19 protein-coding genes are annotated in these 19,451 nt (G+C 71.6%); 7 read left to right on the forward strand and 12 right to left on the reverse strand.

What is annotated here, in order from left to right; genetic code table 11:
* Positions 1–33: 33 nt before the first annotated feature.
* Together AMYBE_RS0117440 and AMYBE_RS0117445 are read left to right on the forward strand one after the other, a co-directional pair.
* Complete coding sequence (locus AMYBE_RS0117440; protein ID WP_020660677.1) at positions 34–531, forward strand: flavodoxin family protein; 498 nt, start codon at positions 34–36, stop codon at positions 529–531.
* A gap of 246 nt (positions 532–777) precedes the next feature.
* Positions 778–1,722: an EamA family transporter gene (locus tag AMYBE_RS0117445; RefSeq protein ID WP_020660678.1), complete on the forward strand. Its 945-nt coding sequence runs from the start codon at positions 778–780 to the stop codon at positions 1,720–1,722.
* Positions 1,723–1,925: 203 nt separating this feature from the next.
* On the opposite strand, the gene AMYBE_RS0117455 is transcribed toward AMYBE_RS0117445, so the two are convergent.
* From AMYBE_RS0117455 to thyX, 6 genes are all read right to left on the reverse strand, one after another.
* Positions 1,926–3,623 (reverse strand): ribonuclease J, encoded by a 1,698-nt coding sequence (locus tag AMYBE_RS0117455; protein WP_020660680.1) that lies wholly within the window; start codon positions 3,621–3,623, stop codon positions 1,926–1,928.
* Complete coding sequence (gene dapA, locus AMYBE_RS0117460) at positions 3,620–4,633, reverse strand: 4-hydroxy-tetrahydrodipicolinate synthase (protein WP_020660681.1); 1,014 nt, start codon at positions 4,631–4,633, stop codon at positions 3,620–3,622. The genes AMYBE_RS0117455 and dapA overlap by 4 nt, the downstream gene beginning before the upstream one ends.
* Positions 4,634–4,745: 112 nt before the next feature.
* On the reverse strand, positions 4,746–6,266 hold the full coding sequence (locus AMYBE_RS0117465) for a serine/threonine-protein kinase (protein WP_020660682.1): 1,521 nt from the start codon (positions 6,264–6,266) through the stop codon (positions 4,746–4,748).
* 84 nt (positions 6,267–6,350) lie between these two features.
* On the reverse strand, positions 6,351–7,592 hold the full coding sequence (locus AMYBE_RS0117470; RefSeq protein WP_020660683.1) for an Nramp family divalent metal transporter: 1,242 nt from the start codon (positions 7,590–7,592) through the stop codon (positions 6,351–6,353).
* Positions 7,593–7,812: 220 nt separating this feature from the next.
* The gene (locus AMYBE_RS0117475; protein WP_020660684.1) at positions 7,813–8,211 is read right to left on the reverse strand and encodes an ACT domain-containing protein; all 399 of its coding nucleotides are present in this window, start codon (positions 8,209–8,211) and stop codon (positions 7,813–7,815) included.
* Positions 8,211–8,969, reverse strand: a complete 759-nt coding sequence (gene thyX, locus AMYBE_RS0117480; RefSeq protein ID WP_034287077.1) for an FAD-dependent thymidylate synthase — start codon at positions 8,967–8,969, stop codon at positions 8,211–8,213. The genes AMYBE_RS0117475 and thyX overlap by 1 nt, the downstream gene beginning before the upstream one ends.
* An 83-nt stretch (positions 8,970–9,052) precedes the next feature.
* On the opposite strand from thyX, the gene AMYBE_RS0117485 reads away from it, so the two are divergent.
* From AMYBE_RS0117485 to AMYBE_RS41860, 3 genes are all read left to right on the forward strand, one after another.
* Positions 9,053–9,580 carry a toxin-antitoxin system HicB family antitoxin gene (locus AMYBE_RS0117485; protein WP_020660686.1) on the forward strand — a complete coding sequence of 176 codons (528 nt, stop codon included), beginning with the start codon at positions 9,053–9,055 and terminating at the stop codon, positions 9,578–9,580.
* A 12-nt stretch (positions 9,581–9,592) separates the two neighbouring features.
* Positions 9,593–10,831 (forward strand): DUF4097 family beta strand repeat-containing protein, encoded by a 1,239-nt coding sequence (locus AMYBE_RS0117490; RefSeq protein ID WP_020660687.1) that lies wholly within the window; start codon positions 9,593–9,595, stop codon positions 10,829–10,831.
* A gap of 222 nt (positions 10,832–11,053) precedes the next feature.
* A complete protein-coding gene (locus AMYBE_RS41860) occupies positions 11,054–12,151 on the forward strand; it encodes an ADP-ribosylglycohydrolase family protein (RefSeq protein WP_020660688.1) in 1,098 nt (365 codons plus the stop codon).
* A gap of 91 nt (positions 12,152–12,242) precedes the next feature.
* On the opposite strand, the gene AMYBE_RS0117500 is transcribed toward AMYBE_RS41860, so the two are convergent.
* Entirely contained in the window at positions 12,243–13,457 is a 1,215-nt protein-coding gene (locus AMYBE_RS0117500) for a winged helix-turn-helix domain-containing protein (protein WP_020660689.1), read from the reverse strand.
* 50 nt (positions 13,458–13,507) lie between these two features.
* Between AMYBE_RS0117500 and AMYBE_RS0117505 the strand changes: the two genes are divergently transcribed.
* Positions 13,508–14,062, forward strand: a complete 555-nt coding sequence (locus AMYBE_RS0117505) for a GNAT family N-acetyltransferase (protein WP_020660690.1) — start codon at positions 13,508–13,510, stop codon at positions 14,060–14,062.
* Here AMYBE_RS0117505 and AMYBE_RS0117510 read toward each other — a convergent pair.
* Positions 14,052–14,528 carry a GtrA family protein gene (locus AMYBE_RS0117510; protein ID WP_020660691.1) on the reverse strand — a complete coding sequence of 159 codons (477 nt, stop codon included), beginning with the start codon at positions 14,526–14,528 and terminating at the stop codon, positions 14,052–14,054. The two genes, AMYBE_RS0117505 and AMYBE_RS0117510, sit on opposite strands and share 11 nt — an antisense overlap.
* Before the next feature lie 153 nt (positions 14,529–14,681).
* On the opposite strand from AMYBE_RS0117510, the gene AMYBE_RS0117515 reads away from it, so the two are divergent.
* Entirely contained in the window at positions 14,682–15,197 is a 516-nt protein-coding gene (locus tag AMYBE_RS0117515) for a YqaA family protein (RefSeq protein WP_020660692.1), read from the forward strand.
* 95 nt (positions 15,198–15,292) lie between these two features.
* Here the strand turns inward: AMYBE_RS0117515 and AMYBE_RS0117520 are convergent, their stop codons facing one another.
* The 4 genes from AMYBE_RS0117520 to AMYBE_RS0117535 form a co-directional block, all read right to left on the reverse strand.
* Positions 15,293–16,456 (reverse strand): IS30 family transposase, encoded by a 1,164-nt coding sequence (locus AMYBE_RS0117520; protein ID WP_020660034.1) that lies wholly within the window; start codon positions 16,454–16,456, stop codon positions 15,293–15,295.
* Positions 16,457–16,634: 178 nt separating this feature from the next.
* Positions 16,635–17,084, reverse strand: a complete 450-nt coding sequence (locus AMYBE_RS0117525) for a tetratricopeptide repeat protein (protein WP_020660693.1) — start codon at positions 17,082–17,084, stop codon at positions 16,635–16,637.
* Positions 17,081–17,830: a 4-hydroxy-tetrahydrodipicolinate reductase gene (gene dapB / locus AMYBE_RS0117530; protein ID WP_020660694.1), complete on the reverse strand. Its 750-nt coding sequence runs from the start codon at positions 17,828–17,830 to the stop codon at positions 17,081–17,083. The genes AMYBE_RS0117525 and dapB overlap by 4 nt, the downstream gene beginning before the upstream one ends.
* Positions 17,827–19,191: a M16 family metallopeptidase gene (locus AMYBE_RS0117535; RefSeq protein ID WP_020660695.1), complete on the reverse strand. Its 1,365-nt coding sequence runs from the start codon at positions 19,189–19,191 to the stop codon at positions 17,827–17,829. The genes dapB and AMYBE_RS0117535 overlap by 4 nt, the downstream gene beginning before the upstream one ends.
* Positions 19,192–19,451: the final 260 nt, after the last annotated feature.

Below are 19,451 nucleotides of genomic sequence, written 5' to 3' on the forward strand. Positions count from 1 at the left end.
ACGCTTTCCGTTGCGCAGCTAGGGTCTCGAGGGGTGAGCACTCGCATTCTCGTCGTGTACTACAGCGCCACCGGGAACACCGCCGCTCTCGCCGGCGCGCTCGCCGAGGGAGCTGCCTCGACTGGCGCCGAAGTTCGGGTCCGGACCGTCCCGGAATCCGCGCCCGCGGAAGCCGTGGCCAGCAATCGGCGCTGGCAAGCCTGGGTCGGCACCGGGCCGCACCACGACCTCGCGGCTCTCGCCGACCTCGAGTGGGCCGATGGCCTGGCGCTGGGCAGCCCGACCCGGTTCGGCGGGCCCGCCGCCCAGCTGAAGTCCTTTGTGGACACCACGGGTGGACTGTGGGCGCAAGGGAAGCTGGCGGACAAGGTCGCGACGTCGTTCACGAGTCGGGGAATCCGTACGGGATCGTTCGTGTCGGGCAAGTCGGCGGCACCGGATTCGGTTGCGCTGCAAGCATTGCGGCTTCAGGGGCAGCGGCTGGCTACGGTGGCTTCCCACGTGGCGACGGGGTTGAAGAAGCTGGATTAAGGCAGGTCTCGCCTGGTGCTGTCGTGCTGTCTGGGCGGCCGACTGCCCGTTTGCCGGTCTGTCCGTGCGGGGCCGGTTGAGGGAATCCAAGTCCCCCAACGGCCCCCTCACGGACAGACCAGCGCGGACCACGCCCTCGCCCACCGCACCGGGTCGTCAGCCCGACGGGACAACGGACCGCGACGGCGGACAATCCCGCACAAAAACGGCTGGCTTCGCCCGGTCCCCGATCCTTAGAGTCCGTCCGTGACCGCCGAGCTTCCCCTCCTCGCCCCGCCCCGCGCCGTCCACCGCGGCCGGGGCCTGGTGTTCGTCGTTCTCGCCGCCGTGCTGTTCAGCACCTCCGGGTCGTTGGCCAAACCCGCCATGACCGCCGGTCTCACCCCGGAACAGGTAGCCACCCTGCGGATCGGCCTGGCCGGCGTTCTCCTCCTCGCCGGCACCGCGCTGTTCGCCCCGCGCGCGCTGCGCATCCGACGCGGCGAGTGGCCGGTCCTGCTCGGCTACGGCGCGCTCGGCGTGGCCGGCACCCAGCTTCTCTACTTCATCGCCGCGGCAAGGATTCCGGTCGGCATCGCCATCCTGCTCGAGTTCATGTCGCCGGTGCTGATCGCGCTCTGGGTGCGCGTCGTGCGCAAGAAACGGCTCCCCGGCGTGCTCTGGCTGGGAATCGGGCTCGCGATGGCCGGGCTGGCCCTCGTCGCCCAGGTCTGGCAGGGACTCCGGCTCGACTTCGTCGGCCTGCTCGCCGGACTGGGCGCGGCCGTCTGCTCCGCCGGGTACTTCCTGCTCGGCGAGCGCGCGCTCGCCGACCGCGAGCCGCTCGGGCTGGTCACCTGGGGGATGGTGATCGGCGCGGTCCTGGTCAGTGTCGCGGCGCCGCCGTGGACGGTTCCGGTGAAAGCCACCGTGCAGACCGTCCCGTTCGGCCCCTGGACGCCGCCGTTGTGGCTGCTGCTCGCCGGGCTCGTCGTGCTCTCGACGGCGCTCGCCTACCTCGCCGGGATCACCGCGCTGCGGCATCTGCCGGCGTCGGTCGCGAGCGTCGTGGGGCTGGTCGAACCGATCGCGGCCGCCGCGTTCGCGTGGGCGTTTCTCGGCGAGGCACTCGCCTGGCCGCAGGCGCTCGGCGCGGTCCTCCTGCTCAGCGGCGCTTTCCTGGTCCAGCGGCGGACCGCCGCGCTCGCCTGACGCCCTCTCCCGGGGGAACGGGAACCAACCGCAAGCGGGATGTGTCTCAGTGTCCGACCGGGCACACTGGTCCGGTCGAATCTAGGGGGATCTCATGAAGAACCGGCCCAGCCGATCCGAGCAGCGGCGAGCCCGCAACGCGCTCGCCCGCCAGACAGCCACCGTCGTGTTCGCGTTGCTGCTGGCGGGCGCGCGGCGCTGAATCAGACCGGGATCACCGTCGGCACGATCATCGGCCGGCGGCGATAGGTGTCGGCCACCCACCGGCCGACCACCCGGCGCACCGCCTGCGCGATCCGGTGGGTGTCGGTGATCGCCTCGGCTTCGGTGCGGGCCAGTTCCATCTCCACCAGCGGCACGACGGCGGCCAGCGCCTTCGGGTCGTCGGAGAACCCGCGCCCGGAAACGGTCGGGCTGGTCACCGCCCGGCCGGTGTTCGAATCGACCGCCACGGTGATCGCGATGAAGCCGCCCTCGCCCAGCACCAGCCGGTCGGACAGGGTGGACTCGCCGACGTCGCCGACGGACAGGCCGTCCACGTACACGTGCCCGACCTCGACCCGGCCGGTGCGCGACGCCTTGCCGTCGACCAGGTCGACGACCACGCCGTCCTCGGCGATCACGACGTTGTCCGGCGCGACGCCGGTGCGGATGGCCAGCTCGCCGTTGGCGCACAGGTGCTTCCACTCGCCGTGCACCGGCATCACGTTGCTCGGCCGGACCGCGTTGTACAGGTAGAGCAGCTCGCCCGCGGACGCGTGCCCGGAGACGTGCACCTTCGCGTTGCCCTGGTGCACCACGTTCGCGCCGAGCCGGGTCAGGCCGTTCACCACGCCGAAGACCGCGGTCTCATTGCCCGGGATCATCGAGCTGGCCAGCACGACCGTGTCGCCGGCCCGGATCGAGATCTGCCGGTGCTCGCCACGCGCCATCCGGGACAGCGCGGACAGCGGCTCGCCCTGCGAACCGGTCGAGACGAACAGAACCTTGCTCTCCGGCAGGTTGCTCGCCTGGTCCAGGTCCACCAGCAGGCCCTCGGGAACCTCCAGCAGGCCCAGCTCGGCCGCGATGCCCATGTTCCGGACCATCGACCGGCCCACGAACGCGACGCGCCGGCCGTGCCGCGCGGCGGCCGCGAGCACCTGCTGCACGCGGTGCACGTGGCTGGCGAAACAGGCGACGATCACCCGCTGGTCGACCTTGCGGATCACGTCGTCGAGCACCGGGCCGATGTCGCGCTCGGGCATCACGAACCCGGGCACCTCGGCGTTGGTGGAGTCGACGCAGAACAGGTCCACGCCCTCGTCGCCGAGCCGCGAGAAACCGGCCAGGTCGGTCAGCCTGCCGTCGAGCGGCAGCTGGTCCAGCTTGATGTCGCCGGTGTGCAGCACGACGCCGGCCGGGGTGCGGATGGCGACCGCGAGCGCGTCCGGGATCGAGTGGTTGACGGCGAAGAACTCCAGGTCGAACGCGCCGACCTTGCGCCGCTCCCCCTCGCGCACCTCGATCAGCTTCGGCCGCTGGCGGTGTTCCTTGGCCTTGGCCGCGAGCAGTGCGTTGGTGAAGCGCGAGCCGTAGATCGGCACGTCCGGGCGCAGCCGGAGCAGGAACGGGACGGCGCCGATGTGGTCCTCGTGGCCGTGCGTGAGCACGAGGCCGTCGATGTCGTCGAGCCGGTCCTCGATCGCACGGAAATCGGGCAGGATCAGGTCGACGCCCGGCTGGTCGTCCTCCGGGAAGAGGACGCCGCAGTCGACGATCAGGAGCCTGCCGTCGTATTCGAAGACGGTCATGTTGCGCCCGACCTCGCCGATGCCGCCGAGCGCGACGACGCGCAGGGCTCCCTCGGGAAGGGCGGGCGGGAGGTGCGTCGGGCCGGGTCCGGCGGGAAGTGAGCTCACCGGGGCATTGTCCCAACGCTGGTGTGCGAGGTGGGGGCGGTGTAGGCCGCCTGCGAATCTGCTTGTGCCACCCGTGCACCATGCCAGGCCGAAGCCCCGCTGTCCTCCAGCGGCACGCCGCCCTGGGCGAGATCGGCCGCGATCTGGTCCAGCTGGTCCTCGGAAGGCGCCACGATGGGCAGCCGCGGGTCGCCGATCTCGAAGCCGCGCAGCCGCAGCGCCGCCTTGCTGAACGCGACGCCGCCGACCCGCGACATCGCACGCAGCACCGGCAGCATCCCGCGGTGGTTCGTGCGCGCGGTGGACGCGTCGCCCGCGTCGTAGGCGTCGAACATCGCACGGATCCGGCCGGCCACGACGTGCCCGATCACGCTGACCGCGCCGACCGCGCCGACCGACAGCCACGGCAGATTCAGTCCGTCGTCGCCGGAGTAGTAGGCGAGCTGGGTGTTCGCGATGACCTCGGACCCGGCGATCAGGTCGCCCTTGGCGTCCTTCACCGCGACGATCCGCGGGTGCTCGGCCAGCCGTTGCAGCGTGTCGACCTCGATCGGCACGATCGAGCGCGGCGGGATGTCGTAGAGCATCACCGGCAGCTCGGTGGCGTCGGCGACGGCGGTGAAGTGCGCGTACAGCCCGGCCTGGCTCGGCCGCGAGTAGTACGGGGTGACCACGAGCAGGCCGTGCGCGCCCGCTTCGGCGGCGGCGTGCGCCTGCTCGATGCTGTGCGCGGTGTTGTTGGTGCCCGCGCCGGCCACGACGGTCGCGCGGTCGCCGACCGCCTCGACGACGGCGCGGACCAGCGCGGCCTTCTCCTCGTCGGAAGTGGTCGGGCTTTCGCCGGTGGTGCCGTTGACGACGAGGCCGTCGTTGCCGAGGTCCACGAGGTATTCGGCGAGTTCCTGGGCCCGCTTCACGTCCAGCGCGCCGGCTCGGTCGAAGGGGGTGGCCATCGCGGTGAGCACGCGGCCGAACGGGCGTCCGGGCGCGGCGGCAGGTGAGGTGGACATGGTGACGACGGTACCTCGTGAGACCGGCAAACCCGGGCCCGACCTGGTGCGGCACAGCCAACCGCGGAGAATTTCCGCCGCCCGCGCTCCGGCGGCGGAACTTCTCGCGCGGTTACTTGACCTTGGCGGTGATCTGCGCCGGAATCTGGTCGTTGTTGGTGCGCGCCAGCACGCAGTAGAAGTCGCGGTTCGGGCCGCTGCCGCTGTCCTCGGACGGGGCCACCTGCCAAGCCTGCGCGGTCGGCACGATCGCCCGGTAGGTCAGGTCCCGGCGCCGCTGCTCGGGCACCGCCGCGGAATGGAACGTCAGCGCGCAGCGCGCCTCGGCCGCCCGGCTGACCTGTTCCAACCCGGGGTACGGCGCGACGGCCGCGTCGTTGGACGACCAGTTCTCCAGCGCCAGCGGCTCCGCGGTGTCGAAGACCTCGAGGGTGTGGTTGCGCTTGCAGTCGACGCTGTTGTCCGAGCTGATCACGACACCCTGCTGGACCACCGCGTTGTAGCAGACCTGGTACGAGGAGAGATCCGTCTTGAGGTAGCCGTCCGGGCCGTAGGTGACCGTTTCGAGCTGCTGGGCGTCCTTCGCCGGCGACCACACCGGCTTGCCGAGGAAGAACCCGCCGGCCAGAGCGGCGACGATCAGCGCCGCGAGCACGCCTGTCCACAAGCCGCGCCGGCTTCCCCGCTGCGGCTTCGCCGCCGCCCGGGTCGGCTGGCCGCCGACGCGAGTCATCTGCTGCGGCATGGCCGCGGTGGGCGGGTTGGCCGGCCGCGCCTGCGGACCGGTGGCGTACGCGAGCTGGGCCCGCGCCTGGTTCGCGGTGAGCCGGGCGTCCGGATTCGCCACCAGCAGGCCGAGGATGACCGCGCCGAGCGGGCCATGGACCCGCGTCAGGTACGGCACTTCGGTCATGATCGCGTGCAGCGTCGCGGCGGTGGTGGGCCGTTCGAACGCGACGATGCCCTCCACCGCGAAGTACAGCGTCGCGCCGAGAGACCACAGGTCCGATTCCGGCATCGCCTCGCGGCCTTCGACCCGCTCCGGGGCCATGAACGCGGGCGAGCCGACGATCATCCCGCTCGTGGTGAGCCGCGGGTCGTCGATCGCGTGCGCGATGCCGAAGTCGGTGAGCTTCACCCGCCCGTCCGGCGCGACCATGATGTTGGCCGGCTTGACGTCGCGGTGCACGATCCCGGCGGCGTGCGCGGCCTGCAGCGCCGACAGCACCCGTTCGCCGATCATCGCGACCTGCTGTTCCGGCATCGGCCCCTGCGAGCGCACCAGGTCGGCCAGCGTCGGGGCCTCCACCAGCTCCATGACGATCCAGGTGGTGCCCTGGTCGGCGACCACGTCGTAGACGGTCACCACGGCCGGGTCGTTCAGCCGCCCGCCGGCCCGCACCTCGCGCAGGATCCGCTCGGACAGCACTGCGGAACCCTCCACCGCGTCTTCGGGGGGCAGCCGCAGTTCTTTGATCGCGACGTGACGTCCGATGACCTGGTCCTGCGCGCGCCACACGATGCCCATGCCGCCGCGGCCCAGCTCCCCGAGCACCAGGTAGCGGCCGGCCACGACGCGGCCGGTCGGGGCCGTGCGGGACGGATCGTGCGGGCGGGTCTGTTCGTGGGTCACGGGGGCGGGCTCCTCGGTCGGCGTTCGCGCAGATGCTAGTCGGACCGCTTCGCCCGGCCGCCGGTTCCGTCCGGTTTCGCGACCTCAGCGGGAGAACGTGAGCGCGATCAGCACGACGTTGAGCGCGACGATGACGCCGGCGACGACGGCGGCGAGCACGGTCGTGGAGCGGCGGTTGACGTCCGCGCCCATCACGCCGCGGTCCGCGGTCAGCCGGATCAGCGGGACCAGCGCGAACGGGATGCCGAACGACAGCACCACCTGCGACACCACCAGCGCCGCGCTCGGATCGGCGCCAAGCGCGAGCACCACGATCGCCGGCGTGAGCGTCGCGAGGCGGCGCGCCAGGATCGGAATCCTCTTGCGCAGCAAGCCTTGCATGATCATCGCGCCCGCGTACGCACCGACCGAAGTGGACGCCAGGCCGGATGCGAGCAGCCCGATCGCGAACAGCAGCGCGACCCCCGGCCCGAGCGCGGCGGCGACCGCGCCGTGCGCGCCCTCGATCGTGTCGACGCCTTGCTGCCCTTGCAGATTCGTCGCGGCGACCAGGAGCATGCCGAGATTCACCGCGCCCGCCAGGAACATCGCGAATCCGACGTCGTAGCGCGTGGCTCGCAACAGCTTCCGGCGGCGCTCGGGCCCGGGTTTGCCGTGCCGGTCGCGGACGAGTCCGGAGTGGAGGTACACCGCGTGCGGCATGACCGTCGCGCCCAGCATCGCGGCCGCGATGAGGACGCTGTCGCCGCCCGCGAACCGCGGCACCAGGCCGTGCACGACCCCGGCCGCGGACGGCGGTTCGACGACCAGGCTGGCCAGGAACCCGACCGCGATCACCACGAGCAGGCCGGTCACGACGCGTTCGAACGGGCGCTGGCCGCCGCGGTCCTGCACCGCGAGCAGCACCAGGGAGACCAGGCCGGTGATCAGGCCGCCGAGGACGAGCGGGAGCCCGAAAAGGAGATTCAGCGCGATCGCGCCGCCGACGACCTCGGCCAGATCGGTGGCTACCGCGACGATTTCGGCCTGCGCCCAGTACGCGAGCCGCCCCGGGCCGGACAGCCGGTCGCGCAGCGCTTCAGGCAGCGACTGGCCGGTGACCAGACCGAGCTTCGCGGAGAGGTACTGGACGAGCACGGCCATCAGATTCGCGGCGACGATCACCCAGACCAGCAGATAGCCGTAGCGCGCGCCGGCGCTGACGTTGGCCGCGACGTTGCCCGGGTCCACGTAGGCGATCGACGCGACGAAGGCCGGGCCGAGCAGCGCCCAGCCCGCGCGCAGCCGGGCCACTCCGCGCGGGCGCACTGCCTCTGCCACCGCCATGCGCGCACGCTCCCTTGGTATTCGGTCGCCCCTAATCTCAAGTTTAGGCATGCCGAACTTTTCTGGGCAAGCGTGTGCTGCGCCACTCGGGCGACTGCCCCGGACCCTGACCGCCCTCTCCCCCGCGGCCAACGGTGCGTGAAGGGAACATTGAGGGAATCTGAGTCCCTCAATGTTCCCTTCACGCACCTGCTGTCAGCGGCCCAATGCGGCCGCGGGGTCAGCCCGGCAGCAGCACCTCGTGCCCCGCCTCGCGGAACGCGGCCGCCGCCCGGTCCAGGTCGTCCGCGCGGACCAGGATGTGGTCGGTGTCGTAGGTCGACAGCGAGAACAGCGCGACCCCCGCCGCAGCCAGTTCCGAGGCCAGGGCGGAGATGATGCCGGTCAGCGTGAACTCCAGAGGCCCGCGCACGGTGAACAGCCGCCAGGCGTTTTCGACGGTTGCGCTCCGCGGCTCGCGGCCCGACGGGCAGATCACCGACAGTTCGTCCGGCGTCCGGGTGACCGACACCAGACCGGGCTGCCCGGGTTCCAGCAGGTCGGCGGGGACCGGCGCGTCGGCCGGCAGCCGCACGACGGAGTAGGCGTCCGGGCGGAGGTCGATCGTCAGGTGTTTCATCAGCCTTCCAGCACCTTCGGGCTCGTGGCGATCTCGGTGCCGTCGGGCAACGTCGAAATCGTGAAGTCGGCGAACACGTTGGCCGCCGCTTTCTGCAGCTGCCGCAAGCATTCGACGGCCAGCGAACGGATCTCCACATCGGCGTGCTCGGTCGCACGCATCGCGACGAAATGCCGCCAGGCCCGGTAGTTGCCGGTGACGACGATGCGGGTCTCGGTCGCGTTCGGCAGCACGGCGCGGGCGGCCTGGCGCGCCTGCTTGCGGCGCAGGGTGGCGCTCGGCGTGTCCGCGAACTTCTCTTCGAGACCGGCGAGCAGTTCGTCGTACGCGGCCGCGCTCGCCTGCGTGGCCTTGACGAATTTCTCGTGCAGCACCGGATCGTCCGCGATCACGTCCGGCTCGACGAACTCGGCGTCGCGCTCGGGCACGTAGCGCTGCGACAGCTGGGAGTACGAAAAATGCCGGTGCCGGATCAGCTCGTGCGTCAGCGACCGGGAGATCCCGGTCAGGTAGAAGCTGACCGATCCGTGCTCCAGCACCGAGAGGTGGCCGACGTCGATGACGTGGCCGAGGTAGCCCGCGTTCGTCGCGGTCGCCGGGTTCGGCTTCTTCCACGACTGGTAGCAGGCCCGGCCGGCGAACTCGGCGAGGGCTTCGCCCCCGTCCGCGTCGGTCGACCACGGGACGTCGTCGGGCGGGAAGAACTCGGTTTTCGCGATCAGCTGCACCTTGGGCGGCACCGTTATCGCTCCCCTCATCTCGGCTCCGCCAGCCTAACCCGGAGTCACGGGTGACATCACCGCGCCTTGACATGACGTCACAGCGACGTCATAGTGGTGTCATGGATCTGACGCCGTACATCGCGAACCTTCGCGAAGACCTCGCGAACACGGCCTCCGCCGGGGACGAGCAGACCCGGCGGGCGGCCGCACTGCTGTCGTCTGCTCTGGAACCGGCGGTCCGGCTCACCTTGATGAACGCGCTGGCCGACCTGGCCGCCGAGGTGACCGCCGCGCTGCCCGGGCAGGTCGTCGACGTCCGGCTCGACGGCCGCGACGTCCGCGTGGTCGTGACCGGCGGCGAGGAACCGGCGCGCGGCGGGCCGCAGGCGCCTCCGCCCCCGCCTCCGGTCGACGGCGGCGACATTTCGCGGATCACCCTTCGCCTGGTCGAGCAGATCAAGGGTCAGGCCGAGCAGGCGGCGGCCGCGCAGGGGGTTTCGCTGAACACGTTCGTCGCGCAGGCCGTGCAGGGCGCGCTCGGCCAGGCGCAAGCGCACCAGCAGCGGCACCAGCGCTGGCAGGACCGCGGCACCGGCGGCGGGAGCCGCGGTGCCGAGTCCAAGCTGCACGGCTGGGTCGAAGGCTAGGAGGGGATCACCATGGGCGACAACAGGGATGACCAGGGGAAGAACGCCGAAGGCCGGGCTGGGGAGCCAGGATTCGGCACGGAAAGCCCGACGGGCGCCGCAGCCGCGGGCGGGTCTGGTGCCGCAGCTGAAGCCAGCGCGGCAGAGGCGATCGGGGCTGCGAGCGGCGCCGGAGCCGGGGGAACCGCCGATGCCGCGGACCAGACTGGTGCCGCGGAAGACGCGGGTGCCGCCGGCCAGCCGGCGGGCGAGGCGAGCCCCGACGAGTCCACTTCGGACAGTGCGCCGGGTGCCGGGACTGGCGCCGCCGGGGCCGAGGCCGCGGAAACCAGTGCCGGGACTGACGAGTCGGCGTCTGAGCCGGGGCCATACGTGCGGCTGCAGGACTTCGCCGCCGACGGTCCGGTGGAGCTGGACCTGGGCGTGACGATCGGCCGGGTCTCCGTAGAGCTCGACCGCGAATCCGGGGTGAGCGTGCGGTTGCAGCACGACACCGGCGAGCAGCCGTCCTGGGTGAACGGGGTCAGCAGCCTGCTGTCCTGGGTCGGCGAGAAGTTCGGCGACCAGTTCGGCGGCGGCCTGCCCGAGTTCTCGGCCGCCGACGCTGTGCGGCAGGCGCAGATCGAGCAGACCGGCAACCGGATCGTGGTGCGCGCGGCCAAAGCGTGGCAGCTGCGCAACGTGCCGATCTCGGTGACCGTGCACGCGCCGGCGGGCTCGCACGTCGAAGTCCGCGCTGGTTCGGCGGACGTGACGGTCAGCGGGCCGGCCGGGCGAGCCGACATCCTGACCGGTTCGGGCGAGGTCACGCTGGAGCGCGCGGACGGTGCCGCCACCGTGCGCACCGGCACTGGCGCGATCAAGCTCGGCCCGACGCTGGCCAGCCTGCAGCTGCGCAGCGGCAGCGGCTCGGTGCGGGCCTCGTCGATCGGCGGTCCGGCGACGCTCGCGACCGGCACCGGCGACGTCTGGCTCGGCGTGGTCGCCGGCGACGTGATGGCGCGTACCGGCAGCGGGAACCTCTCGGTCGCCGAGGCCGCGTCCGGCTCGCTGGAACTGATCACCGGCTCCGGCGAGGTGCGAGTGGGAATCCGCAGCAAGGTCCGGGCGGAACTCGAACTGGCCTCCGCGGCCGGGCGGGTGTCCAGCGAGCTGGAGGTGTCCGACACGCCGCCGGAGGGAGACGTCGCGCTGCGGGTGCGAGCGCGGACCGGCACCGGCGACGCGGTAGTCACCCGCGCGGCCGGCTGAACGGACGAGGTGCACAGGGGGCGGGCATCGCCCGCTGCGCATCGCCGCGCTCTCAGCCGGGGCAGGCACGGGCATCGCCCGCCTCGGCTGGCCAGCGGCGGACCGGGGACGCCCGGACGCTGTGCAAGGGGGAGACGGCGGACCGTCGCTGGGGCCGGGGGTGGCTCCACGGCGGTCCGCCGTCCGCTTGGTCTGACAGAATCCCGGCCAAGGGGGTATGCCATGCGACGCGACATAGCCGGCCAGGCCACGCATCTGTCCCGGGTGCGCGGCAGTCTGCTGGGCGGCGCGCTCGGCGACGCGCTGGGCAATCCGGTGGAATTCCTTTCCCTCGCCGGCATTCGCGACCGCTACGGCGATCGCGGCATCACCGAGCTGGCCACGAATCGCGCCGGCCTCGCCGAGATCACCGACGACACGCAGATGTCGCTGTTCACGATCGAGGGCCTGCGCGACGGGTACTACCGGGCCAGGACGCGGGGCATCGGCGGTGCGATCGCGAGCTTCGTGCACGCGTCGTACCTGCGCTGGCTCGACACCCAGGACTATCCGGAGCCGCCGGCCGCGGACAGCCTGCCGCACCGCACCGGCAGTCTCCGGAAGGAATCTTGGCTGTACGCGGTGCGCGCGCCGGGCAACGCTTGCCTGTCCGGCTTGCGGTCCGGGCAGACCGTCGAGCCGTTCGCGGAGCTGACCGGCAAGCCCGGCCCGGTGAACCCTGACTCCAAGGGCTGCGGAACGGTGATGCGTTCGGCGCCGTTCGGCTTCCTCGGCGACCCGCGCTCGGCGTTCCTGCTCGCGGGCAACTGCGCGCAGCTCACCCACGGCCATCCGACCGGCTACTACGCGGCCGCCTCGTTCGCCGAGATCATCGCCTGGCTGATGAACGGCGAGTCCCTGCGCGGTGCGGTCTTGCAGAGCCTGCGCACCCTCGCGAGCCACCCCGGCCACGAGGAGACCTCCGCCGCCTTGCGTGCGGCGCTCGACCTCGCCGACGAAGGAGACCCCACCGCGGGCAAGGTGGAGCGGCTCGGTGCCGGGTGGATCGCGGAGGAGGCACTCGCGATCGGGGTGTACTCCGCGTTGGCGACGGTGACCGGGTCCGACGAGTTCGACATCGTGAAGGCACGGCTTCGCCTGTCGGTGAACCACTCGGGCGACAGCGATTCGACGGGTTCGGTGTGCGGCAACCTGATCGGGGCCGTCCGAGGCGACGTCGGCCTGCCCTTCGACTGGCTCCGGCTCGTCGAAGCGCGCGGCCAGATCAGCGCGGTCGCGGACGACTTCGTCCTTTCCACCGGCCAGGCCCGAAGCTGGTGACCCGGGGCGCGCCCCGCTCCCGCTTGCCGCGGCAGCTGCGCCACTCGTCCCCGCAGCAGCGGCACCACCAGCCCGCAGCAGCACCACCGTCTCAACGCAAGGCACGCTTCAACGGCGCAGCGAGATCGCCCCGCTCCCCCACCGCCACGCCGGCCAGCCCGAGCCACTCCGCCATCCCGCGCAGTTCTCCGGCCAGCTCCGCCGCCACCCTTGCCTGCGCGGCCCCGGGTTCCGCGAACGCGCCCTGCACGCGCAGCACCCCGGCGGCCCGGTCCGATTTCAGGTCCACCCGGGCGGAGAGCGCGCCGTCCAGCAGGAACGGAAACACGTAGTAGCCGTACTCCCGCTTCGGCTCCGGCACGTAAATCTCGATCCGGTACCGGAACCCGAACAGCCGTTCGGTCCGGGCGCGTTCCCAGATCAGCGGGTCGAACGGGCACAGCAACGCCCGTCCGGACACCGCGCGCGGCGTGCGCGCCTCGCTGTGCCGGTAGGCGACCGCGCGCCAGTCGCCTACCTGGACCGGCTCCAGCACGCCCTCGGCCACCAGTTCCTGGACCGCGACGCGGCTGACGTCCGGGCCCAGCCGGTAGTAGTCGCGCAGGTCGGTTTCCGTTGCCACGCCGAGCGCCCGCGCGGAACGCTCGACCAGCCCGCGCGCCCCCTCCTCCGCGGACACCTTGCGGGACAAGATCTCCGGCGGCACGACCCGCTCCGTCAAGTCGTACAGCCGCTCGAACGACCGGCGCGTTCCGGTGCTCAGCTCGCCGACGCCGAACAGGTACTCGCACGCCTTCTTCACCACCGAGCGTTCCCACCACGCGCCCGGACCGCGTCGCGTCGCCTCGCTCTCCAGCTCCTTCTCGATCGCCCCGGCTCCGATCGGGCCTTGTTCCTTCACCACCGCCAGCACGTCTTCGATCAGGCCCGGCACCGTCTCGACGACCTTCGTGTAGTTCCGCCACCAGCCGTCCCGTTTCGCGCCGGAGCGCAGCAGCGGCCAGTCTTCGACCGGCAGCAGGCTCGCTTCGTGCGCCCACGACTCCACGAGCATCCGCGGTTTGCGGGCCCGATGGCTCCAGGCGGCATCGTCCACCAGTGCCGGGTCGTAGCCGCCCAGGCGGGAGAACAGCGGCATGTAGTGCGCGCGCACGGCGACGTTGACGGAGTCCAGCTGCAGCAACTGGACCCGGGACAGCACCTTGGCGAGGTGCCGCCGGGTCGGGGCCGCGGCGGGCCGGGGGTCGGCGAAACCCTGCGCGGCCAATGCGGTGCGCCGGGCGGCGGAAAGGCTGATCGTCTGCATGATGCGGCCATGGTGCCAGCCGCCACCGACAGTTTCGGTACATTGCCCGCGTGAGTGCCGCCGAAGTCCGCCCCGCGAAGCCGTCCGACGCCGCCGAGATCGCCCGAATCCAGCGGTTGACCTGGCGGACGGCCTACGCCGGCCTCCTGGGCACCGAAGCCATCGCCGAACTGGACGCCGCCGACCTCGAAGGCACCTGGGCGGAGACGATCGAGTACCCGGACTCCCAGGTCTACCTGGCCGCCGAAGGCACGTTCACGGTCGGCTACTGCGTGGCCGGCCCGGCACCGCGGGAAGAAGCCGCCGCGGCCGACGGGACGCAGCCGGAGGACGCGCCCGGGCTGATCGCGGCGCTGGTGGTCGAGCCGCGATGGGGACGGCGCGGGCACGGCGGGCGGCTGCTCGGGACCGCGGCCAAGGACCTCCGCGAGAACGGCCTGAGCCGCGGCATCGCCTGGGTCGCCCAGTCCGACCACGCGACGCTCAGTTTCTACCGCCGCGCCGGCTGGAACCCCGACGGCACCGTCCGCACCCTCGACACCGGCCGCGGCACGCTGCGCGAAGTCCGGCTCACCGGCACGCTCGAATTCGAGCTCACGCGCTGACCGGCTCCTGCTGCTTCGCGAACACCACCCAGCGCATCACCGAGTACATGAAGACGCCCTCGCACGCGCCGGCGATGATCCGCGACAGGTGGTATTCCAGGCCCAGCGCGGATAATCCGGCGCCGAGCCCGAGCAGGAACGCCGCATAGTTGACCACGATCGCGAGCACGTACCGCGCGGCCTGGCGGCCGACCGGTGCGTGCGAACGGAAGTTGAGCGCGCGGTTCAAGACGAAGCTCAGCCCGAACGCGATCAGGTAACCCAAGCTGATCGACAGCCACACCGGCCAGCCGAGACCGCCGTGGAACAGTGTCAGCAGCAGCAGATCGACGCCGAACGTGAAGCCGTTGATGACGGCGAAGCCGAGGAAGCTCGGCGCGACGATCCGGGGCAGCCCGAACGGCAGGATCCGCACCGCCGTTTCGCAGAGTCGGGCGAAACGGTCGGCGATCGGCACGGCGGGCACGGGTCCGATCCTGGCAGCGGAAGGTGTCCGAAACCGGTCCGGCAGGTGATGTTCTGGGGTCGGCCCCCAGGTGAAGAGTAGGGCCAACCCCCGTGATCTTTTCGTGACGGCTGCTAGCTTGGAGTGAGCGGGGACACGAAAGGAGGCGACACCATGGGATGGGTGCTCTTGACCCTCGGCGTCGCCTTCGGGTCGGCGATCGTCCCGCTGGTCAACGCCGAACTTTTCGTCATCGGGCTGTGCGCTAGCCAGCACAACGTGCACTGGCTGTGGCTCGGCGGAGCGGTGGCGGTGGGGCAGATCGCCGGAAAGCTGCTGTACTACCTCGCCGCGCGCGGCACGCTCCCGCTCCCCCGTTTCCTGCACGACCGGCTGCACCGCGAACGCCCGCTCACGCCGCGCCGCGTCCGATGGCAGCAGCGCACGAAACTGATCCGCGGCAAAGTCGAAGCGCTGCGCGAACGCTGCCAGCGCCACCCGCATTGGATGACGGGCACGTACGGGGTCAGCTCGCTGGTCGGACTCCCGCCGTTCATGGCGACGAGCGTCTTGGCCGGTGTGGTCCGGATGCGGCTGTCGACGTTCCTCGCGGCCGGACTGGCCGGGCGCTGGGTGCGGTTCAGCTTGATCGCGGCTTCGCCGGCCATGTTCGCCGGATGGCTGCGGTGACCCGCCCCTCGGGCCGCGCGACTCAAGCCTGTTCCGTGAAGGGCCCCTTGCGGGAATCAGGGCGGATTCGAGGGGTCGTCGCAACACAGGCTGGATTAGCTGGTTTCGGTGAGGAGTGTAGCGAGGCGTTCGGCTGGGGTGTCCCAGCCGAGCGTTTTGCGTGGGCGGCAGTTGAGCTCTGCGGCGACGGCGGCGAGGTGTTCGGGGCTGTGGAGGGAGAGGTCGGTGCCTTTGGGGAAGTACTGGCGCAGCAGGCCGTTGGTGTTTTCGTTGCTGCCGCGTTGCCAGGGGCTGTGGGGGTCGCAGAAGTAGACGGGGATGCCGGTGGCGATGGTGAATTCGCGGTGTCGGCCCATTTCCGAGCCTTGGTCCCAGGTCAGGGACCGTGTCAGGTGGTCGGGCAGGGTGTGCATGGCGGTGACGAGGGCGTCGCGGACGGCGTCGGCGCCGCGGCCGTGGGGCAGGGGGACCAGGAGCGTGTAGCGGGTGGCGCGTTCGACCAGGGTGGCGATGGCGGAGGCTCCGTCCTTGCCGATGATCAGGTCGCCTTCCCAGTGGCCGGGGACGGCGCGGTCGGCGGCTTCGGCGGGGCGTTCGCTGATCATGACCATGGGTTCGGCGAAGCGGGGCCGGCGGGCTTCGCCGGTGCGGCGGGGTTTGCGCACGGCGCGGCCGGTGCGCAGCGCGCGGTGCAGTTCGCGGCGCAGTTCGCCGCGGCCTTGGACGTAGAGGGCCTGGTAGACGGTTTCGGGGGTCACGTGCAGCTCCGGGCGGTCGGGGTGGTCGCGGCGCAGCCGCTGGCTGATCTGCTCCGGGCTGAACTTCTTGCGCAGCATGCCCTGCACGAGGTCGCGCAGCTCGGGACAGGCCGCGATCTTGCCGGTCTTGGGCCGTTTGCGGCGCGCGTCGGCGCGGGCCTGGGCGGCGTAGGGCCGGTAGCCGCGGCTGCCGGGACGGGCGTTGCGGGCCAGTTCGCGGCTGATCGTGGCGGGATCGCGGCCCAGTTCCCGGGCGATCGCGCGGACCCCGGCCCCTGCCCGGCGCAGGTCGGCGATCGCCAGCCGTTCCTGCTGCGTCAGGAACCGCGACTGCGCCTCGGGGCGGGCATCGGCGACGGGGGCCGGACGCGAGGGCGGGGCCGGCGACCGCACGGCCGTCCGCCCCGCCCGGCTCGGCCGCCCGTGCCGCCACCGGTGCCCGGTCCGCCGGTCGACCCCGACAACCCGGCACGCCTCGACAGTGCCCACGCCTTCCGCCACAAGATCAAAATACCGGCGGCGTTCCGCCGCCAACCTCCCCCGACCCCGCGACGCTGCAACCTCCCGGACCCCCGCCACGGCAACCCCTCAACAACTCAGGCGTTGCAACCACCACTAGAACCCAAGCAGATTCCCTCAAGGGGCCCTTCACGGACATCCAGCACCTGTCGCGGACGGCTTACTTGCGCTCCGCGGCCTCCAGCTCGACCGCCTTCCGCATGGTCGCCCGAGCCCGTCGCCGGTCTCCCGCGACGTCATAGGCGTACGCCAGCCGATACCACACCCGCCAGTTCTCCGGATCTGCCTCGACTTCTTCGCGGCGCTGCTCGAACCAGGCGTCCGCCGCGTCCCGGTCGACGCGGCCGGACGGGCGGCGCGGCAGGTCCGAGACGTCCGGCAACCCGCCCTCGGCGTCCAGCCGGCGCGACAGCCGCATGATCTGCACGCCGGAGCGCCAGGTCGTCCAGACCGTCCAGACCCCCAGCAACGGGAGCAGGAACACGCCGATGCCGAGTGCGATCCCGGTCGGCTTCCCGGTGCCGATCAAGGCCACGCCCCGGTCCGCCAGCAGGACCAGGTACACCACCAGCGCCGCCGTCATCAGCAGCGCGACATTGCGAGCTTTCACAGGTCGAGCACGTTCTCCAGGCCGACCGTCAGGCCGGGCCGCGCGAGCACCGAGCGCACGCCGAGCAGCACGCCCGGCATGAACGACGTGCGGTCCAGCGAATCGTGCCGGATGGTCAGCGTTTCGCCTTCGCCGCCGAAGAGGATTTCCTCGTGCGCCACCAGCCCCGGCAGACGAACCGAGTGCACGTGGACGTCCTCCACCGTCGCGCCGCGGGCACCGTCCAATTCGGACGTCGTGGCGTCCGGCCCCGGGACGACGCCGGCCTCGGCGCGCGCGGCGGCGATCATCCGCGCGGTGTGCGCGGCGGTGCCGGACGGAGCGTCGGCCTTGCGGTTGTGGTGCAGCTCGATGATCTCGGCCGAGGCGTAGAACTTCGCCGCCTGTGCCGCGAACCGCATCGCCAGCACCGCGCCGAGCGCGAAGTTCGGCGCGATCAGCACGCCCACCGACGGCTTCTCCGCCAGCAGGCCGCGCAGCTGCGCGAGCCGCTCCTCGCTGAACCCGGTCGTGCCGACCACCCCGTGCAGGTCGTGCGCGATGAGCCAGCGCAGGTTGTCCATCACTGCGTCCGGGTGCGTGAAGTCCACGACCACCTGGGCGTTCGCCAGCGCGGCGAAGTCGTCGCCGGCGTCCAGCGCGGCCACCAGTTCCTGGTCCGCGGCGCCTTCCACGGCTTTCACCACGGTCGCGCCCATGCGGCCGCGTGCGCCCAGCACGCCGACGCGGATCGGGGACTCGGTCATGACGCGATCACCTCGTGCAGATCGTCGGGAAGGTCGTCGGCGTGAGCGTACGGCCCCACCACCGCCGCGGACGACACCCCGCCGGGACTGCGCAGCAGAGTGCGAGCGAGCGCACACACGTCCTCGGTGGTGACCGCGTCGATCCGCGCGATCGTGTCGTCGACGCCCAGGTAGCGGCCGTAGTTCAGTTCGTTCTTGCCGATCCGGGACATCCGCGAGGAGGTGTCCTCCAGGCCCAGCACCAGCCCGCCGCGCAGCTGCCCCTTGGCACGCATGACCTCGGCGTCGGTGAGACCGTCCGCGGCCACCCCGTCGAGTACCTCGCGGATCACGCCGGCGACCTGGCCGAGCCGTTCCGGCTGGCAACCCGCATACACCGACATGTGGCCGAGGTCGGCGTAGCTCGCCACCGACGAGTACACCTGGTAGGCCAGGCCGCGCCGCTCGCGGATCTCCTGGAACAGCCGGGAGCTCATCCCTCCGCCCAGCGCCGCGTTGAGCACCGACAGGGTGAAGCGGCGGTCGTCGTGCCGCGGCAGCGCCCGGAAGCCGAGCATCACGTGCGCCTGCTCGGTGTCGTCCGAGTGCAGCGCCAGCTTCGGCACCGTCTTCAGCCGCGCGCGGCCGGCTCGCGGGGCGACCGGCGTCGCGGCACCCCCGAGACGTTCCTTCAGCGCGCGCTTGACCAGCCGCAGCACCTGGCCGTGCTCGATGTTCCCGGCGACCGCGAGGACCATCCGCGGCAGCGTGTACCGGCGACGGTAGAACCCGCGCAGCGCAACCGGGGACATCTCGGTGATGGACTTCTCCGTGCCGAGCACCGGACGGCCGAGCGGGTGCTCGCCGAGGATCGCGCTGACGAATTCCTCGTGCAGCAGGTCTTCCGGGTCGTCGTCGCGCATCGCGATCTCTTCGAGCACGACGCTGCGTTCCATGTCCATGTCGCGGTCGGTGCACTGCGCTTCGAAAACCACGTCGGTGACGAGGTCGAGCGCGAGCGGCAGGTCCGCGTCGAGCACCTGCGCGTAGTAGCAGGTGTGCTCTTTCGCGGTGAACGCGTTGAATTCGCCGCCGACCGCGTCGATCTCCTCGGCGATCTGGGTGGCATCGCGGTTGGCGGTTCCCTTGAACAGCAAGTGTTCCAGGTAGTGCGCCGCGCCCGCGACGGCGAGCGGCTCGTCACGCGAACCGACGCCGACCCACAGCCCGACCGTCGCCGAACGGGACGCGGGCACGTGCTCGGTGATCACCCGCAGGCCGCCGGGCAGCACGCTCCGCTTGACGACCGCACCGTCCGCAGTGGACTCGAGCGTACGGGTGGTGCCGACGGGCTGCTCGTGCCCGGAAACCTGCCGTGCCAAAAGAACCTCTGTGTGTGATTGCGCCGGCTCCGCCGTCGCGGGCGGGATCGCCTTCAGGTCGGCGGTTGGAGGAGCAGTGCACCCGGCCGAGGGGCCGTGCGCACTGCTCCTCCAACCGCCGACGCGATCCCGCGTTGGGCTGAAATCAGAGGTGCTGCGCGGCCGGGTCGAGCCGGTGTGACACGGGCCTCCGGACCGGGGCTCGTGAGTGGCCATCCCGATGAGAACCGGTTCTGCCACTCACGAGCCGCCTCGGGTCA

It is taken from the genome of Amycolatopsis benzoatilytica AK 16/65 (assembly GCF_000383915.1).
In the GTDB taxonomy this organism is placed as follows: domain Bacteria; phylum Actinomycetota; class Actinomycetes; order Mycobacteriales; family Pseudonocardiaceae; genus Amycolatopsis; species Amycolatopsis benzoatilytica.

Excerpts from the sequence above, each read along its gene's own strand:
- AMYBE_RS41860 (WP_020660688.1), top strand. The coding sequence starts at position 11,054 with ATGCGACGCGACATAGCCGGCCAGGCCACGCATCTGTCCCGGGTGCGC.
- AMYBE_RS0117515 (WP_020660692.1), top strand. The coding sequence starts at position 14,682 with ATGGGATGGGTGCTCTTGACCCTCGGCGTCGCCTTCGGGTCGGCGATC.
- dapB (WP_020660694.1), bottom strand. The coding sequence starts at position 17,830 with ATGACCGAGTCCCCGATCCGCGTCGGCGTGCTGGGCGCACGCGGCCGC.
- AMYBE_RS0117485 (WP_020660686.1), top strand. The coding sequence starts at position 9,053 with ATGGATCTGACGCCGTACATCGCGAACCTTCGCGAAGACCTCGCGAAC.
- AMYBE_RS0117470 (WP_020660683.1), bottom strand. The coding sequence starts at position 7,592 with ATGGCGGTGGCAGAGGCAGTGCGCCCGCGCGGAGTGGCCCGGCTGCGC.
- AMYBE_RS0117475 (WP_020660684.1), bottom strand. The coding sequence starts at position 8,211 with ATGAAACACCTGACGATCGACCTCCGCCCGGACGCCTACTCCGTCGTG.
- thyX (WP_034287077.1), bottom strand. The coding sequence starts at position 8,969 with ATGAGGGGAGCGATAACGGTGCCGCCCAAGGTGCAGCTGATCGCGAAA.
- AMYBE_RS0117500 (WP_020660689.1), bottom strand. The coding sequence starts at position 13,457 with ATGCAGACGATCAGCCTTTCCGCCGCCCGGCGCACCGCATTGGCCGCG.
- AMYBE_RS0117490 (WP_020660687.1), top strand. The coding sequence starts at position 9,593 with ATGGGCGACAACAGGGATGACCAGGGGAAGAACGCCGAAGGCCGGGCT.
- dapA (WP_020660681.1), bottom strand. The coding sequence starts at position 4,633 with ATGTCCACCTCACCTGCCGCCGCGCCCGGACGCCCGTTCGGCCGCGTG.